Below are 16,090 nucleotides of genomic sequence, written 5' to 3'. Positions count from 1 at the left end.
ACGGCCGCGCCCAGTAACGGCTTTCGAATTCGTCATTGCGAGCGCTCGCAATGACGGCGGTGTGTGAGGCCGCCTCTACACAAACCTGACCGACACCTTCCCCAGCACGCCAAAATCCGCGGCGAAATGGTCGCCGGCCTGAATCGGCAGCGGCGGATGGCACGTGCCTGTCGTCACCACCTCCCCTGCCCGCAAAGTTATGCCGAGCCCGCGCAGCTCGTTGGCAAGCCAGGCCAGGGCAACACGGGGATCGCCGAGCACGTTCTTGCCGTGGCCGTGATAGCGCTGGCCGCGCAGCGTGATCTGCGGCCGCTCCTCGACGAGATCCATGGCGCGCCAGTTCGCAGTCGTCGCTGCGCCCAGCACGAACAGATGCGCGCAGGCATTGTCGGCGATGAGCTGCGCCTCCCCGGCGCTGATGAAGTCGCCAAAGCGCGAGTCGGGAATCTCGATCGCGGGATGCAAGGTGTCGACGGCGGCGAGCACGTCGGCGACGCTGTACGGCGTCGCGCGCGGCGGCAGATCGCGGCCCATGACGAAGGCGAACTCCGGCTCGCCGACGCGCATCTCGTTGCCGTTCATCGACGCCGTGCCGCCGTCGGCGATCACGGTGTCGCTCATGATGCGACCGGCCAGCGGTCCCGCGACATTGATGTGCTTCTGTCCGGCCTCGCTCGTTGCCGCGATCTTCCAACCGAACAGTTGTCCAAGTGATTGGTTTTCGAGGACGGCCTGGATCGCATAGCCATCAGCGCGGTTCTGCGGCCGCAACCGCGGCTCCAGCGCGTCAAACTTGGTGCCGTCGCGCCAATGTTTGACCAGGACCTGCGATGCGGCGGCAATCTGATCCTTGTCGAGCATGTGTCCTCACCCGATGATGATTCTTGTTCTTGGTCCCAGTCGCCGCAGCAATTGCAGCATCGCCGCCTTGGTCATCGAGACGCAGCCCGCGGTCGGCCCGAAATTGTCGCGCGCCAGATGCAAAAACACCGCACTGCCGCGGCCGGCGATGCGAGGTCTGGTGTTGTGGTCGATTTCGATGATGAAGTCATAGAGATGGTCGGTCCGCTTGAGACGGTCGCCGCCCTGCTCCGGTCCGAGCCGGATCGCCTGATTGTAGTGGCGATCTCCGGGGTCCTCGCACCAGGCGTCGGTGTCACCGATGGTCCGGGCCGGAAGAAAGGTCTGCGGACGGCTGTGGCGGTCGCCCCGCCACCATAATTGCCTGGGACGGAAGCCGCCCCTTGGGGTGCCGCCATCGCCCTCGCGCTTGTTTGCCAGGATTCCGCCCCGCCCCAGCGCCACCGGGATCGTCAGCGCGCCGGCCGTCAGCCAGCCCCGGCGGGGATTCCCGGCAGCAGGTTTAACGCGGATCGCCTGGAGCGGTCCGGAGCTTCGATTCCTTGGGTAACTGACTGAAGTAGCTTTGTTTTTCATGTGAACGTGCGATGTCGAATTCATTACAGGACATTCATCAAAACGGCCTGAGATTTTGAGTTAGAGTGGTTCTGGCTTGTGAATCGGTAACAGCCCACTACTTCAACACGAACAACAATAATAACGGCGACCCCCCTAACTTTCCCTCGCGGCTGGGTGCAGCATGCATGCGCGCCGAGCCGGACTCCAAAAGGATGACCCCCTATGGCCAATGCCCGCAAGATCCTCATCGTGGATGACGATACCGATCTGCGCGATACGTTGGTGGAGCAATTATCGCTGCACGAAGAATTTGAAGCCTCCGCCGTCGATACCGGGGCCAAGGGTGCGAGCGCCGCGAAGGCCAATGCCCCCGATCTGGTCCTGATGGATGTCGGCCTGCCCGACACCGACGGCCGCGAGGTGGTCCGTTCCCTGCGCAAGGGCGGCTTCAAGGCCCCGATCATCATGCTCACCGGGCATGACACCGATTCCGACACGATTTTGGGGCTGGAATCGGGCGCCAACGACTACGTCGCAAAACCCTTCCGTTTCGCCGTGTTGCTGGCCCGCATCCGCGCCCAGCTCCGCCAGCACGAGGCGAGCGAGGACGCGGTGTTCTCGGTCGGCCCCTATTCCTTCCGCCCCGGCTCCAAGATGCTGACCGCCGCCAATGCGCGCAAGGTGCGGCTGACGGAGAAGGAAACCGCCATCCTCCGCTTCCTCTACCGGGCCGGCCAGATGCCGGTCTCGCGCGAGACCCTGCTCCAGGAGGTGTGGGGCTATAATTCCGGCGTCACCACCCACACGCTGGAAACCCACATCTACCGTCTCCGTCAGAAGATCGAGAAGGACGCCGCCAATCCGGAGATCCTGGTCACGGAAGCCGGTGGCTACAAGCTGGTGCCGTGATACGCTTCAGGGGCGTGCGAATCGTTTTAGATTGCGTGCCCTTTGAGCCCCGGACCTGAATGTCAATCGACGACGACGTAGCGCTTCTCGAGCGTGTCCCGACACTGCGCCTGTTGGGAGACGCTTCGTTGCGCATGCTGGCGATCGGTTCCGAGCAGCGCAACTTCGTCCGCGGCGACGTCCTGTTCAATCTCGGCGACGACGCCGATGCCGGCTTCGTGGTCCAGCGCGGCGCCTTTCGGGTCGACGACGGCGCGGGTGCGGAGATGATCGCAGGTCCCGGCGCGCTGATCGGCGAGCTCGCGCTGGTGGTGCCGATGAAGCGGCCGTCGAGCGCGATCGCGCTGGAGCACGCCTCCGTCATCCGCGTCGCGCGCAGCTTGTTTCAACGCGTGCTCGAGAGCGATCCGGCCGCCGCCGTTCGCCTCCGCGACGAATTCGCGGTGCGCTCCAGCCAGATCGCGAGCGATATATTGATGGCGGGCGCGAAGCTGACGTCGTGAGACGTCATCGTAGCCAGGACGGCGCCGTCACACCTCCAGCGTCACCGTCACCGGCACGTGGTCCGACGGGCGCTCCCAGCTCCGCGCGTCGCGCAGGATCTTGAAATCGCTGACCGCGTCCTTCAATGCGCGCGAGACCCAGATGTGGTCGAGCCTGCGGCCGCGATCACCGACGGTCCAGTCGGCGGAGCGGTAGCTCCACCACGTGTAGACCTTTTCCGACATCGGAAAACGTTCGCGCGCGACGTCAACCCACTCACCGGCCGCCAGCGCGGCTTGCAGCTTCTCGGTTTCGACAGGCGTGTGCGACACCACTTTCAGAAGCTGCTTGTGCGACCACACGTCGTTCTCGTGCGGCGCGACGTTGAGATCGCCGACCAGGATGTGGCGATCCTCCCCGCGCGGATGCAGCGGCTCGCAGGCCTTCATCTCGTCGAGGAAGCGAAGCTTGTGGTCGAATTTCTCGTTCAGCGCGGGATCGGGAATGTCGCCGCCGGCGGGCACGTAGAAATTATGCAGCACCAGCGGCTTTGCGATGCTGGCCTTCGCGCCGAACGACACGGAGATGTGTCGCGAATCCACCTTGTCGCAGAAGGTGCGGATGTCTTTCGATTCGAACGGAATCTTCGAGACGATGGCGACGCCGTGATAGCCCTTCTGCCCGTTCAACGCGACATGCTCATAGCCCAGCCGCTTGAAACGCTTCAGTGGAAAGGCATCGTCGATGCACTTGGTCTCCTGGAGGCACAGCACATCCGGCCGCGCGCTCTTGAGAAACTTCGCGACCAGGTCGATGCGAAGCCGCACCGAATTGATGTTCCAGGTTGTGAGGGAAAAACGCATGGGAGATGCGTCTTAGCAAGCTCTCGTAGGGCGGGCAAAGGCGCAAAGCGCCGTGCCCACCGTCTTTTCGAGACCGGGAATGGTCGGCACGCTTCGCTTTGCCCAGCCTACGAGATCTATCCCGGCGACGGGCCGTAGTTCGTGAAATCGATCTTGAACATGCCGGGATCGAGCTTCTTGGTCGCGTCGAGATTGTAAACCGCGATCGTGGTGTCGTAGCCCTGCGGGTCGGTGACGGTCCACTGCTTCAACTGGCCGTCCTTGGCGCCGAACATCAGCAGCAGGCGGCTGGTGCCGACCAATGCCTGCTTCTCCTCGATGGTGACGCTGACGAAGACGTCGTCGGCAGAGACGCTGACGACGTTGGTGTCCTTCATCAGGTCGATGCGGTCGGACAGCAGGAAGCGCAGCGGCGTCTGCGACAGCGGATAGACGTCCTGCGTCGCGAGCTTGCGGTCGCGCACCACCAGCGAGGATCCGTCGGCGACGATGTCGATCGGGCTCGGCTCGTCATATTCGAAGCGTACCTTGCCGGGCTTCTGGATGTAGAAGTCGCCCTGCGTCTTGCTGCCGTCGGGACCGACCTGGACGAAATTCCCGACCAGCGTCGAAAGCGACGACAGGTAGGCGCTGACCTTCGCCGCCTGCGCCTTCTGGTTGGCATCGAAGGTCTGGAAGATGCTGCTCGGCACGTTGCGGCGCGGATCCGGAATGACCGGGTTCGGCGGCTTCTGGGTCGCACCGGTGATCGTGGGGCCCCCGGCGGACGCCCCACCATCGCGGCCCTTCGGCGCGGGTTTGGGCACGGGCACGGTCTGGGCGAACGACGTCGCGGTCACCATCGCGGCGGTGACGAGAAGCATACCGGCCACGCGCGCGCTTCGCGCGGCGATGGAGGCAGCGAATCGAATGTCCGGATGTCTGATCAACGCGTCGTCCTGTATGGCTGGGCGCCCTTTTAGCGTGATTTCGCAAAAGCAGATATCGATTTTGCGTGAAATTATGTTTAGAGGCCCCCTGCCTCACATATGGCTGTCTTCTTCCTCGACCAGAATTTCACGCTTTCCGGCGTGGTTGGCGGGTCCGACGATGCCTTCCAGTTCCATGCGCTCCATCAAGGACGCGGCACGGTTATAGCCGATTTGCAGGCGGCGCTGGATGTAGCTGGTCGAGGCCTTGCGGTCGCGTTTGACGATGGCCACGGCCTGTTGGAAGAGATCGCCGCCGCCATCTGCACCCATGCCGCTGGCGTCGAACACGGCACCGCCGTCCTCGTCCTCGGTCGGCTCCTCGGCCGTGACCGCTTCGAGGTATTCGGGCTGGCCCTGCGTCTTGAGGTGGCGCACCACCTTCTCGACTTCCTCGTCGGAAGCAAACGGTCCGTGCACGCGGCTGATGCGGCCGCCGCCTGCCATGTAGAGCATGTCGCCCTGCCCGAGCAGTTGCTCGGCGCCCATTTCGCCCAGGATGGTGCGGCTGTCGATCTTGGACGTCACCTGGAAGGCGATGCGGGTCGGGAAGTTCGCCTTGATGGTGCCGGTGATGACGTCGACCGAGGGACGCTGCGTCGCGAGGATCACATGCAGGCCCGCGGCGCGCGCCATCTGCGCGAGACGCTGCACTGCGCCTTCGATGTCCTTGCCGGCAACCATCATCAGGTCGGCCATTTCGTCGACGATGATGACGATGTAGGGCAGCGGGTCGAGCGAGAGCTTCTCTTCCTCGTAGATCGCCTTGCCGGTTTCCTTGTCGAAGCCGGTGTGCACCGTGCGCGTCGGTTCCTCGCCCTTGGCCTTCAACTCGAGCAGGCGCGTATTGTAGCCGTCGATGTTGCGCACACCGAGCTTGGCCATGTTCTTGTAGCGCTCTTCCATCTCGCGCACGGCCCATTTCAGCGCGACCACCGCCTTCTTCGGGTCGGTCACGACGGGCGTGAGCAGATGGGGAATGCCGTCATAGACGGAGAGTTCGAGCATCTTCGGATCGACCATGATCAGGCGGCACTGGTCGGGGCGCAGCCTGTAGACCAGGCTGAGGATCATGGTGTTGATGGCGACCGACTTGCCGGAGCCGGTGGTGCCGGCGATCAGCATGTGCGGCGTGCGCGCGAGGTCGATGATCACGGGGTCGCCGCCGATGGTCTTGCCGAGGCAGAGCGGCAGCTTTGCAACCGTGTCGGTCGCTTCCTTTGCGATCAGCAGTTCACGCAAATAGACCTTCTCGCGATGCGCGTTCGGCAATTCGATGCCGATGGCGTTGCGGCCCGGCACGACGGCGACGCGCGCCGACAGCGCGCTCATCGAGCGGGCGATATCGTCGGCGAGCCCGATCACGCGCGACGACTTGATGCCGGGCGCCGGCTCCAGCTCGTACAGCGTGACCACGGGACCCGGATTGGCCTTCACGATCTCGCCGCGCACGCCGAAATCTTGCAGCACGCCTTCGAGCGAGCGCGAATTGGCTTCCAGCTCGGCCTTGCTGAGCGGCTGGCGATCGCCCGCCTTGGGCGCGGCCAGCACGGACACGGACGGAAGCTCGAACCTGTCGGAGGATTTTTTGGAAGCGGCCTTCGGGGCGGCCTTCTTGCGCGGGGCGCGCGCGGCCGGCTCCTCCTCCTCCTCTTCTTCTTCGTCTTCCTCTACCTCGTGCTCGTCCTCGTCATCCTCGTTTTCGGACTGCGGCGAGATCGACGGCGCGGCGCGGCCGCCGCCGAGATTCGGCTCCTGGCGGCTGAACGCAACGGTTTTGGTCTTCGGTCCGCTCGAGACCAGGGAGCGGTAAGCGGTGCCGAGCAGCCAGATCAGCCGCGCCTTCGTGCTCATCAATGCGTGGAACAGCCAGCCCAGCGACACCGAACCGCGATCGCTCTCCTCGTCTTCGTCGAGCGGCTTGTCGTCGTCCTCGATCTCCGCGAGCTCGTCGTCATGCTCGCGTGCGCCAAGGCCGCAGGCGATCAGGAAGGTCGCGGCCATCGCGGCGAACAGGATCGTGCCCAGCACCATGCGATAGATCGTGCCCGGTGGTCCGAAAATCACCGCGGGCGCGCGTACCAGGGCATCGCCGACCACGCCGCCGAGGCCGGTCGGCAGCGGCCATGCGCCGCCATGCGGCCAGCAGCTGACAAAGCCCGCAGCGATCACGGTGCAGAGAATCCAGGAACCTAGCCGTAGCGCCTCACGGTCGAACGGGCGGTGGGTCATCATGCGCCAGCCCCACACCGCGACCGTCAGGACCAGCATGATTGCGCCGAGCCCGAGGATCTGCATCGCAAGGTCGGCGCCGATCGCGCCGGCATAGCCGAGAATGTTGCGGATCGGCCGTGAGGTCGCGTGGCTGAGGCTTGGATCCTGCACCGACCAGGTCATCAGCGCGGCCGAGGCGACGCCGGACAATGCAATCAGGCCGAGACCGGTGAGCTCGCGCATACGCCGCGCCAGCCCCTCGCGGATCGACGGTGGCAGATGGCCGACCAGTGGAATGACACGTTCGATTGCCGACATGCTCATGGGCCCCGCCTAACCCAGAGTCTCGACCAGCCGGTGCAGCGCCTGCGCCGTGGTCTCGCCATCCTGCACCAGCGCGAGGCGAATGAAACCCGCGCCGGGATTGAAGCCGTCGGGCTGGAGCCGCGCCAGATAGCTGCCGGGCACCACGCGCACGCCTGCTTCCTTGAAGAGCTTGAGTGTGATCGACACGTCGTCGCCGAGCGCGGACGTGTTGAGCCAGACGCAAAAGCCCGCGTCAGGCCGGCGATAGCCGTAACGGTTGCCGATGATCTGGTCGGCGAGATCGAACTTGATCCGGTACAGCCTGCGGTTCTCCTCGACATGGGCCTCGTCGCCGTAAGCGACGGTCGCGACATGCTGGAGCGGCACCGGCACCTGCGGCGCCGCGATGTTCCGCAGCTCGAGGAACATGCCGATGAGCTTCTTGTCGCCGGCGGCGAAGCCGACACGGAGCCCCGGCAGGTTGGAGCGTTTCGACAGCGACTGGAAGGCAACCACGCGGGTGAAGTCGGGGCCGGCACATTCAAGCGCGCTGCCCGGGGCCTCGCGGGTGTAGATCTCGGAGTAACACTCATCGCTGAGGATCACGAAGCCATAGCGGTCGGCGAGCTGCTTCAACCGCCTGAAATAGTCGGGCTTGGCGACCGAGCCCTGCGGATTGGCGGGCGAGGCCAGATAGAACGCCACCGTGCGCGCCAGCGTCGCTTCGTCGATGGCATCGAGATCGGGCAGAAAGCCGTTTTCCACGGTGGTCGGCAGATAGACCGGCTCGCAGGCCGCGGCGCGGGCGCCGGCGCCATAGACCGGATAGAACGGATTCGGCATCAGGATGGCCGGCTTGCCGGGACGCGGGCCGACATAGCGCGCGGCCGCGATCGCGGCGAGGAACAGCCCCTCGCGGCTGCCATTGAGGACGAGAATCTCGTTCTCGGGGTCGAGCGGCCGCGGCAGCTTGAAGCGCGACGACAGCCAGGCGCCCGCTGCCTTGCGGAACGGGTCGGTACCCTTGTTCGCCGGGTAACGGCCGAAATCGGCGATGTGCTTGGCCAGAACCGGGCCGACGAAGTCAGGCACGGGATGCTGGGGCTCGCCAACCGCGAGCGTAATCAACGGCTTGCCCGGCTGATGGGGTGCCAGCAGCTCGTTCAGCCGGACGAAGGGCGAGCGTTCGCTATCGGAGCTTCCGCTGTCCTGCGGCGCACGGGATGAAGCGGTTATAGCCATTCTGGACGCCAGCACTCTTGGAACAGCCGGTCGCACCAAGGCGCCGGCGGGAAGCGGTTCAGTTCACCATAGATAGGGCGAGGTTAAGACGCGATTAACCATCGGCTTTCCGCGCCATCAAGAGTCATTTCCGTGCCCCGGATTTGAGCTCCGGCCCGTCCAGAGGGGAAAAAATGAGGCCGGATACAATGGATGCGGGGCGGGCCCGGGTCCTGTCATGGCCGGGCTCGTCCCGGCCATCCACGGCCCGCCCAAGAACGTGGATGCCCGGGCCTTCGCCTCGCCGAAGCGGCTTCGGCCGCGCAGGCGGGACGAGCCCGGGCATGACGAGTCTTTCGGGATGGGCGCGCTCAATGCCCCGGCAGCTTCTCGAACGTCGCCATGCCCGCGGGGATCGCGTGGAACTCCTGCTTGTCGCAGGTGTAGATCGCCATCTGCGGATGGAACTGCTTTGGCTCGTCCAGGGTGCCGACCTTCAGGATCGCCGCTGGCAGTCCCGGAACCTTGGTCACCAGATGGGTGCCGCATTCGGCGCAGAATTCGCGCGTGACGGCGCGTTCGAGGTCCTTGCGCGTGAACTGTTTGGGCTGCCCGGTGATGTAGCTGAAGCCGGCCACCGGCATCGCGATGAAGGTGTTGGGTGCGCCGCCGGAGATGTACTGGCACTCGCGGCAATGACACTGGGCCTGCATCATCGGATCGCCCTCGGCCACGTAGCGCACTTCGCCGCAATAGCATCCGCCTTCCAACCGCATGACGACCTCCCGGTTTGTTTTCGTTGTGGTCGATATTTCTGCGCCGGCAATCTGGAATGGCAATCTTTTTCTTCGTCGCGTGGGCAAAAAGAATATGGCGTCCTCGATGTGAAGGCTGCGGAGAATGCCTTGCGCCTATCGCTTGGCGATGCCGCAGCCGTTGTAAGCTCGACTTCTCCAGCATCCGCTGCTCATGCATTCCGCTTCCTGCCGCACGCAGAAGGTTGAGCCACAATTGGGCTGGCCGCCAAAACTGACGCAAGCCACCGCGCAATTTCTGCGCATTATGGAGCAGCTCATTCCGTTACCGTCCGGCGCGGCCCGTCCGCCCTCGCGCCGATCGGAAGGCGCAGCAGCCGTATTGTCATTGCGCTTTGCGGCGCGCTTCGGGTCGGGCGGCCTCCGCTCGGATTCTCCGCCTGGCGCTGATACCTTCGAAAAGTCGTAGCGACACGGCCAATAGGTTTCCGTGCGGACGCCGGCCCCTTTGGAAGCCTTCAGTTCGAGCACGATCTTGTATCGATAGGACGAGCCGACGGGGCGGTTCAGCGGATCCTTGTCACCAATGATGCCGTTGACGGAGATGGTGCTGTTGCCGTCCGCTTCGATCTTGCCGTCATAACTCACAGAGTCGGGCTTACCCTCGTCCCCGAGCACCGTGTGCAGCACTCCCTCCTTGATGCGGAAGACATATTGGCGATGGGCTTCCGGAAAAGGCGGTTTGCTCTCGCAGCTTTCGTTGGCGATCCAGGTTCCGTCGAAAGTCGTCGGGCGTTTTGCGCTGTCGATGGATTTCGACAACAGCTCGATGCGGTATTTCGCCAGGTCTGCAAAGGCGCAGGACGGGAAACGAACCAGATGATCCCTGAAGGCCGTGACGGTCCCGAGCGCGTCCGCGCCGCGCCAATGGTCGGCGGCCTCTGCGCAAGGGTCAGTCCGAGGTGAAGATGGTGTCAGCGCCGCGGTTTCGGCTTTGCCATTGAGGTAAAACTCGCCGAAGAACGACAGCGACAGCTCCGGGACCTGTGATCCCTTGGTGCGCTTGTAGACGCCGGCGCCGATGGTCTGGAACACTGTATTGATATTGTCCCTGTCGCTGATGTGCTCCAGGAACGAGCTGGTATAGGGACTGTTGCGGCCGTCGCCGTCGTCGGCCGTGCGACCTGCCTGGGTCGCATAGGAGATGATGGTGCCTTCCGGGCTCGCCATCTTGGCCAGCCCGCGGCTGACGGTTACGCCGCGTCCCTGCCCGACGTTTCGCCGGAGTTCGTCCGCGAAGGGATTGTCGCGGCAGGCGTCGAGCACGAGGATGCGCAGGTTCTTGGCCCGCTGCAAATCCGCCAGGATCTCGTCGGCGCGCACCAGGCGCCGCAGATCGACCTCGTCGCGCAAGACGGCGTCGACGGGGACCAGATAGTTGACGCCTGCGAATTGCAGCGCGTGTCCGCTGTAATAGAACAGGGCCACGTCGGCGCCGCGGGCCTCGCGCGCAAAGCGAAGAACAGTGTCCTGCATGGCGGCCTGATCGAGATCGGTCGCGACCAGGGGCTCGAATCCCGATCGCTTCAGCGCCGCGCCGATGTCGGCCGCATCATTGGTCGGATTGGCGAGCGCGGGAGCGTTCCGGTAGGCGCCGTTGCCGATGACCAGCGCAACGCGCTTGTCGGCCTTGGCGTCGAGGGCAGACAAGGCAAGCGACAGCAAACACAATGCCACGAAACGCAACAGGCTCATGAGACCGTGCTCCGGACGGGAGCATGATATTCACCAGTCTCGGGACAATGCAATTTGGGCCTGGTGCAGGCGTGGCCGCTGCGACGATGCGGCGCGGGCAAAAAGAAAGGGGCTCCAACTTGCGCTGGAGCCCCTCAACGGTCGGGACATTGCCGGGTATGTGCCCCAAACCGTAGTTGTGGACGCGGTCCTGGAAAAGACCGCGCCCGGGAGGAGAGTTACATGTTGTAGGCGCGCTCGGTGTGCTCGGTGATGTCGAGGCCTTCACGCTCGCTCTCGACATTGGCGCGGAGGCCAACGATCACATCGACGACCTTGTAGAGGATCGCCGAACCGACGCCCGACCACACCAGCGTGGTGCCGACAGCCTTGAGCTGAGCGAGCACCTGGACCGCGAAGTCGTAATCGGCGACCTTCGGCGGGATCGCGGTGTAGTCGACGATGCCGGCGCCGCCGAGGGCGGGGTTGACGAGGATGCCGGTGCCGATCGCGCCGACGATGCCGCCGACGCAGTGCACGCCGAACACATCGAGGCTGTCATCGTAGCCGAGCGCGTTCTTCACGACGGTGCAGAAGAACAGGCAGACCACGCCGACGATCAGGCCGAGGACGATCGCACCCATGACGCCGGAGAAGCCGGCGGCTGGCGTGACCGCCACGAGGCCCGCGACAGCGCCGGAGATGACGCCGAGCACCGACGGGTGACCCTTGACGATCCACTCCGCGAACATCCACGACAGCGCGGCGGCTGCGGTGGCGACGAAGGAGTTGGTCATGGCGAGGGCCGCGCCGCCGTTGGCTTCGAGGTTGGAGCCGGCGTTGAAGCCGAACCAGCCGACCCAGAGCAGCGAGGCGCCGATCATCGACATGGTCAGCGAGTGCGGAGCCATCAGCTCCTTGCCGTAGCCGACACGCTTGCCGATCAGCAGAGCGCCGACGAGACCTGCGATGCCGGCGTTGATGTGCACCACGGTGCCGCCTGCAAAGTCGATCGCGCCCATCTTGAAGATCCAGCCGGCGTCGGCGTTGATCTCGTCGAGCTTGGCCTGCGCCGCGGTCTTTGCCGCCGCGTCAGTGGCAGCAGCCAGAGCCTTGGCAGCATCCTGGATCGTGTCCGGGCCGGGCCAGTACCAGACCATGTGCGCGATCGGGAAGTAGATCAGCGTGACCCAGAGCGGAATGAAGAGCGCGATTGCCGAGAACTTCATGCGCTCGGCGAAGGCACCGACGATGAGGGCGGGCGTGATCGCCGCGAAGGTCATCTGGAAGCACACATAGATGAGCTCCGAGATGTTGGCGTCGACCGAGAAGGTCGCGGCTTTCGAGTCGGTGGTGACGCCCATCATGAAGGCCTTGGAGAAGCCGCCGATGAAGTCGGAACCGCCGGTGAAGGCGAGGCTGTAGCCGTACACGGCCCAGATCACGGTGACGACGCAGACGGTGTAGAAGACCTGCATCAGCACGGAGAGCATGTTCTTGGAACGGACGAGGCCGCCGTAGAACAGCGCGAGGCCGGGGATCGTCATCAACAGCACGAGCACTGTCGATGTCAGCATCCAGGCGTTGTCTCCCTTGTTGACCGTTGGCTCGGCATAGGCCGCGGTCGCAGCGAACATGCCGACTGCGAGAGCCGCCAATCCCGCGCCATAGGGACGCTTAAACGTCATTTTATTCACTCCTGATTGGTAAAGGTTGAGCGCGAAATCAAAGGGCCGCGGCATCGGCCTCGCCGGTGCGGATGCGAACCGCATGGTCGAGGTTGATGACGAAGATCTTGCCGTCGCCGATCTGTCCGGTTTTCGCGGCGGACGTAATGGCGTCGATGGTCTTGTCGACCTGGTCGGAGGCGACAGCGACCTCGATCTTGATCTTGGGCAGGAAGCTCACGGCATATTCAGCACCGCGATAGATTTCCGTATGGCCTTTCTGGCGGCCATATCCCTTGACTTCCGTCACCGTGAGACCGTGAACGCCGATGGCGGTCAGGGCGTCACGGACTTCTTCCAGCTTGAATGGCTTGATAATCGCCATAACAATTTTCATGGGTCCTATCCCCGCTTGGCCCGGTCCGGACATGGCCGGGCGTTTCTCGACTGGTTCGCCACGAGGGAGAAGTTCACTACGCGGGCACAGCCAGCACCCCTAGAATCAAATGCCGTGCCAGATCGGGCGGCTTGCCTAACGGACTATGAAAACGGGTGTTTTCGCGTTTGACGCGTATCGCGGTGCAGTGCGCTATTACGTCGCGCTCAAAACGTGGTCACGCCTGCTCAAAAAGCATGCACGACAGGCCGCCGACACAATGTTGCTCATGTGTCGGGCAGGTCAAAGGTATCGAGATACGGAAGATGCAGGCCGACGGGCCTCGCCGGGCTGCGAGATACCGAACCCTTCGCGCTCGTGCTCATGGGATACGCGCAACCGGCCGATCAGTCTGAGCAGGTCGGAGTCCGGGAGGGTATCCGGCTCAAAGCCGTCGTTGGCCGCATCAGGCGGCCTCGCGCTCCGCAAAGACCCGGTCGATCAATCCCCATTCGACCCCTTGCTGCGCGGTCATGAAGTGGTCGCGGTCCAGGGTACGTTCCACCTCCGCCTCGGTGCGCCCGCAATGCTGCGCGTAGAGCCGGGTGATGCGCCGCTTGGTTTCCTGCATTTCGTTGGCATGGATCAGGATGTCGGACGCCTGGCCCTGGAAGCCGCCGAGCGGCTGATGGACGTGAAGGCTCGCATTGGGCAGCGCGGCGCGGTGACCTGGCTCGCCGGCCATCAGCAGGAACGAGCCCATCGAGCGCGCGGTGCCCATGCACAGGGTATGAACCGGCGCCTTGATGAACTGCATGGTGTCGTACATGGCGAGACCTGAGGTGACCACGCCACCATAAGAGTTGATGTAGAGATTGATCGGCCTGTTCGGATTCTCCGCCTCCAGGAACAACAATTGCGCGCAGACCAGTCCGGACATCGCATCATTGACCTCGCCGTTGAGGAAGATGATGCGTTCGCGCAGGAGCCGCGAATAGATGTCGAAGGATCGCTCGCCGCGGGCGGATTGTTCGACAACCATAGGGACGAGCTGAAGCATGTCGCGCATTGGCGACCTCCATGTTTGCAGGTGACGAAGTCTTGTTGAGGTGTTAGGCCGCCGCGCGCATCATGCGGCAATTGCTATTGGCGGGCTGCGGCAGCCTTGTTTGCTCTTCGCAGGCTTGCTGGATGATGCGGAAGCGGGTGCCGCCGTCCTCGTTCGGCTCGATCCGGAAGATGACGTGGCTCTCGCGAAACGGCGGCTCTGAATCGCGAAGCCGGTAGCGCACCTCTTCGCCTGCGATCGTTGATTCAGGCTCAGCCCCCGCAAGGTCGGAGTTCGGCAGCCAGCGCTCGCGCAAGGCCGGAATGGTCACGGCGCGCCAGACCTTTGCCGGCGGCGCATCGAAATCATATTCAAGTACCAGGGCTTCGTCGGGACGATCAGGCTTCGCGGCGTCGCTCATTGATCCCAGTCCTTATTGATCCATGTCCTTGAGGAGATCGGCGAGTGCTTCCATGCGCTTCGGCCAGTAGGCACGGTAGCGCGCAAGCCATGCCCCGATGGCGACGATTCCGTCCGGGTCGACTTCGTAATTCACGAAGCGGCCCTGCCGCTGTTCGCGCACGAGGCCTGCCGCGCGCAGCACCGAAAGATGCTGCGACATCGCCGGCTGGCTGATCTCCAAACCGTCGCGCAAAGCGCTGGCATTCAGGCTTCCGCCAGCGAGTTTCTCAAAGACCTTTCGGCGCGTCGGGTCGGCCAGCGCCTTGAAGATGTCGGCTTCGATCATGCCAACACATAAGCATGTACTTATGTGTTGCGCAAGCCCGATTACTGCAGCGCTTCGCCGTGCTGCGAGATATCGAGCCCTTCGAGTTCGTGCTCACGGGATACGCGCAAGGGCACGAACAGGGCGACCAGCTTGAGCAGGATAAAGCTCACGCCCGCCGCCCAGACGAAGGTGACCGCGACCCCGTAAAGCTGGATCAGCAATTGCTGCGGATGGCCCTCGATCAGGCCGGCGGTGCCGCCGATCGCGCTGGTCGCGAACACGCCGGCCAGCAGCGTGCCGGTCAGGCCCCCGATGCCGTGGACGCCGAACACGTCGAGGGAGTCGTCATAGTTGAAACGGTGCTTCAGCCAGGTGCAGGCCCAGTAGCAAACCGCGCCTGCGACGATGCCGATCACGATGCCATGCCACGGCGCGACGAAGCCCGAGGCCGGCGTGATGGTGCCGAGGCCCGCGACCGCGCCGGAGATCATGCCGAGCACCGACGGCTTGCGCCGGGTCGACCATTCGATCGCGCCCCAGGTCAATGCGCCGGAGCAGGCGGCGAGATGGGTCGCGATGATCGCCAGCACCGCGCGCGAATTGGCCGCGCCCGCCGAGCCGCCGTTGAAGCCGAACCAGCCGACCCACAACAGGCCGGTGCCCATCACCGCGAGTGACAGATCGAACGGCGAGAGATTTTCAGTGCCGTAGCCGTGGCGGCGCCCCATCACCTTGGCGGCGACGAGGCCGGCGGTACCGGCCGACAGATGCACGACGAGGCCGCCGGCGAAATCCAGCACGCCCATGCTGGCGAGGAAGCCGCCGCCCCACATCCAATGCGCCAGCGGAATGTAGACGAAGATGAACCAGGCCACCGAGAACACGAGATAGGCCGAGAATCGCATCCGGTCGGCGACCGAGCCCGCGACCAGCGCCACCGTGATGATGGCAAAGGTCATCTGGTACAGCATGAACAGCGCTTCCGGGATCGTCTTCGCCGCCGGGTTGACGCTGTCCATCGTCATGCCCGCGAGGAACCAGCGGTCGAGCGTGCCGATCCACGGCCCGTCGCCGACGAAGCAGAGCGAATAGCCGAACGCCACCCAGAGAATGGAGATCATCGTCACCGCGGCAAGGCTCTGCGCCATGGTCGCGAGCACGTTCTTCTTGCGCACCATGCCGGAGTAGAACAGCGCGAGCCCGGGGATCGTCATCATCAGCACCAGCGCGGTGGCGACGATCATCCAGGCGGTGTCGGCGGTGTTGATCTCGGAGCCCGCAGCATGGGCAGGCGCGGCAATGATCGACATAAATCCGGCCGACGCAGCCATAACGGCTGCGCGGCGCAACAATCCCGCCATGTCATTTCCCCCAGCATGGAAATTGCGTCGCAGCCG

General features: G+C 64.1%; 16 protein-coding genes. 2 read left to right on the top strand and 14 right to left on the bottom strand.

What is annotated here, in order from left to right; translation table 11 throughout:
* Positions 1 to 75 precede the first annotated feature (75 nt).
* Together JQ627_RS14760 and JQ627_RS14755 are read right to left on the bottom strand one after the other, a co-directional pair.
* Complete coding sequence (locus JQ627_RS14760; protein ID WP_212484904.1) at positions 76 to 861, bottom strand: 2-keto-4-pentenoate hydratase; 786 nt, start codon at positions 859 to 861, stop codon at positions 76 to 78.
* Between the two features lie 6 nt (positions 862 to 867).
* Entirely contained in the window at positions 868 to 1,437 is a 570-nt protein-coding gene (locus JQ627_RS14755; RefSeq protein WP_212484903.1) for a L,D-transpeptidase, read from the bottom strand.
* Positions 1,438 to 1,641: 204 nt separating this feature from the next.
* Here JQ627_RS14755 and JQ627_RS14750 point away from each other — a divergent pair, with 204 nt between their 5' ends.
* Both JQ627_RS14750 and JQ627_RS14745 read left to right on the top strand, forming a co-directional pair.
* On the top strand, positions 1,642 to 2,328 hold the full coding sequence (locus JQ627_RS14750) for a response regulator transcription factor (protein ID WP_007598630.1): 687 nt from the start codon (positions 1,642 to 1,644) through the stop codon (positions 2,326 to 2,328).
* Positions 2,329 to 2,387: 59 nt separating this feature from the next.
* The gene (locus tag JQ627_RS14745; protein WP_212484902.1) at positions 2,388 to 2,831 is read left to right on the top strand and encodes a cyclic nucleotide-binding domain-containing protein; all 444 of its coding nucleotides are present in this window, start codon (positions 2,388 to 2,390) and stop codon (positions 2,829 to 2,831) included.
* A gap of 27 nt (positions 2,832 to 2,858) precedes the next feature.
* Here the strand turns inward: JQ627_RS14745 and xth are convergent, their stop codons facing one another.
* From xth to JQ627_RS14685, 12 genes are all read right to left on the bottom strand, one after another.
* Positions 2,859 to 3,674 carry an exodeoxyribonuclease III gene (gene xth / locus JQ627_RS14740; protein WP_212484901.1) on the bottom strand — a complete coding sequence of 272 codons (816 nt, stop codon included), beginning with the start codon at positions 3,672 to 3,674 and terminating at the stop codon, positions 2,859 to 2,861.
* Positions 3,675 to 3,790: 116 nt separating this feature from the next.
* The gene (locus JQ627_RS14735; RefSeq protein WP_212484900.1) at positions 3,791 to 4,546 is read right to left on the bottom strand and encodes an outer membrane lipoprotein carrier protein LolA; all 756 of its coding nucleotides are present in this window, start codon (positions 4,544 to 4,546) and stop codon (positions 3,791 to 3,793) included.
* A gap of 150 nt (positions 4,547 to 4,696) precedes the next feature.
* On the bottom strand, positions 4,697 to 7,180 hold the full coding sequence (locus JQ627_RS14730; protein ID WP_212484899.1) for a DNA translocase FtsK: 2,484 nt from the start codon (positions 7,178 to 7,180) through the stop codon (positions 4,697 to 4,699).
* A gap of 9 nt (positions 7,181 to 7,189) precedes the next feature.
* Entirely contained in the window at positions 7,190 to 8,404 is a 1,215-nt protein-coding gene (locus JQ627_RS14725; protein ID WP_212484898.1) for an aminotransferase class I/II-fold pyridoxal phosphate-dependent enzyme, read from the bottom strand.
* Positions 8,405 to 8,754: 350 nt separating this feature from the next.
* Entirely contained in the window at positions 8,755 to 9,159 is a 405-nt protein-coding gene (locus JQ627_RS14720; protein WP_028158682.1) for a GFA family protein, read from the bottom strand.
* Positions 9,160 to 9,294: 135 nt separating this feature from the next.
* On the bottom strand, positions 9,295 to 10,893 hold the full coding sequence (locus tag JQ627_RS14715) for a caspase family protein (RefSeq protein ID WP_212484897.1): 1,599 nt from the start codon (positions 10,891 to 10,893) through the stop codon (positions 9,295 to 9,297).
* 218 nt (positions 10,894 to 11,111) lie between these two features.
* Positions 11,112 to 12,560 (bottom strand): ammonium transporter, encoded by a 1,449-nt coding sequence (locus JQ627_RS14710; protein ID WP_212484896.1) that lies wholly within the window; start codon positions 12,558 to 12,560, stop codon positions 11,112 to 11,114.
* Positions 12,561 to 12,597: 37 nt separating this feature from the next.
* Positions 12,598 to 12,936: a P-II family nitrogen regulator gene (locus JQ627_RS14705; protein ID WP_008142813.1), complete on the bottom strand. Its 339-nt coding sequence runs from the start codon at positions 12,934 to 12,936 to the stop codon at positions 12,598 to 12,600.
* Positions 12,937 to 13,381: 445 nt separating this feature from the next.
* Positions 13,382 to 13,984: an ATP-dependent Clp protease proteolytic subunit gene (locus JQ627_RS14700; protein WP_038932646.1), complete on the bottom strand. Its 603-nt coding sequence runs from the start codon at positions 13,982 to 13,984 to the stop codon at positions 13,382 to 13,384.
* 43 nt (positions 13,985 to 14,027) lie between these two features.
* A complete protein-coding gene (locus JQ627_RS14695) occupies positions 14,028 to 14,384 on the bottom strand; it encodes an SRPBCC domain-containing protein (protein ID WP_212484895.1) in 357 nt (118 codons plus the stop codon).
* A 12-nt stretch (positions 14,385 to 14,396) separates the two neighbouring features.
* Positions 14,397 to 14,711: a helix-turn-helix transcriptional regulator gene (locus JQ627_RS14690; protein ID WP_018646000.1), complete on the bottom strand. Its 315-nt coding sequence runs from the start codon at positions 14,709 to 14,711 to the stop codon at positions 14,397 to 14,399.
* 41 nt (positions 14,712 to 14,752) lie between these two features.
* Complete coding sequence (locus tag JQ627_RS14685) at positions 14,753 to 16,054, bottom strand: ammonium transporter (protein ID WP_212484894.1); 1,302 nt, start codon at positions 16,052 to 16,054, stop codon at positions 14,753 to 14,755.
* Positions 16,055 to 16,090: the final 36 nt, after the last annotated feature.

Source organism: Bradyrhizobium liaoningense, assembly GCF_018130785.1.
Taxonomy (GTDB): Bacteria; Pseudomonadota; Alphaproteobacteria; order Rhizobiales; family Xanthobacteraceae; genus Bradyrhizobium; species Bradyrhizobium liaoningense_A.
The sequence above is the reverse complement of the archived record's forward strand: the minus strand, read 5'-3'. Positions and strand labels throughout refer to the sequence as shown.

Coding starts and splice junctions, on each gene's coding strand:
- JQ627_RS14760 (WP_212484904.1), bottom strand. CDS start 861: ATGCTCGACAAGGATCAGATTGCCGCCGCATCGCAGGTCCTGGTCAAA.
- JQ627_RS14755 (WP_212484903.1), bottom strand. CDS start 1,437: ATGAAAAACAAAGCTACTTCAGTCAGTTACCCAAGGAATCGAAGCTCC.
- JQ627_RS14750 (WP_007598630.1), top strand. CDS start 1,642: ATGGCCAATGCCCGCAAGATCCTCATCGTGGATGACGATACCGATCTG.
- JQ627_RS14745 (WP_212484902.1), top strand. CDS start 2,388: ATGTCAATCGACGACGACGTAGCGCTTCTCGAGCGTGTCCCGACACTG.
- xth (WP_212484901.1), bottom strand. CDS start 3,674: ATGCGTTTTTCCCTCACAACCTGGAACATCAATTCGGTGCGGCTTCGC.
- JQ627_RS14730 (WP_212484899.1), bottom strand. CDS start 7,180: ATGAGCATGTCGGCAATCGAACGTGTCATTCCACTGGTCGGCCATCTG.
- JQ627_RS14725 (WP_212484898.1), bottom strand. CDS start 8,404: ATGGCTATAACCGCTTCATCCCGTGCGCCGCAGGACAGCGGAAGCTCC.
- JQ627_RS14720 (WP_028158682.1), bottom strand. CDS start 9,159: ATGCGGTTGGAAGGCGGATGCTATTGCGGCGAAGTGCGCTACGTGGCC.
- JQ627_RS14715 (WP_212484897.1), bottom strand. CDS start 10,893: ATGAGCCTGTTGCGTTTCGTGGCATTGTGTTTGCTGTCGCTTGCCTTG.
- JQ627_RS14710 (WP_212484896.1), bottom strand. CDS start 12,560: ATGACGTTTAAGCGTCCCTATGGCGCGGGATTGGCGGCTCTCGCAGTC.
- JQ627_RS14705 (WP_008142813.1), bottom strand. CDS start 12,936: ATGAAAATTGTTATGGCGATTATCAAGCCATTCAAGCTGGAAGAAGTC.
- JQ627_RS14700 (WP_038932646.1), bottom strand. CDS start 13,984: ATGCGCGACATGCTTCAGCTCGTCCCTATGGTTGTCGAACAATCCGCC.
- JQ627_RS14695 (WP_212484895.1), bottom strand. CDS start 14,384: ATGAGCGACGCCGCGAAGCCTGATCGTCCCGACGAAGCCCTGGTACTT.
- JQ627_RS14690 (WP_018646000.1), bottom strand. CDS start 14,711: ATGATCGAAGCCGACATCTTCAAGGCGCTGGCCGACCCGACGCGCCGA.
- JQ627_RS14685 (WP_212484894.1), bottom strand. CDS start 16,054: ATGGCGGGATTGTTGCGCCGCGCAGCCGTTATGGCTGCGTCGGCCGGA.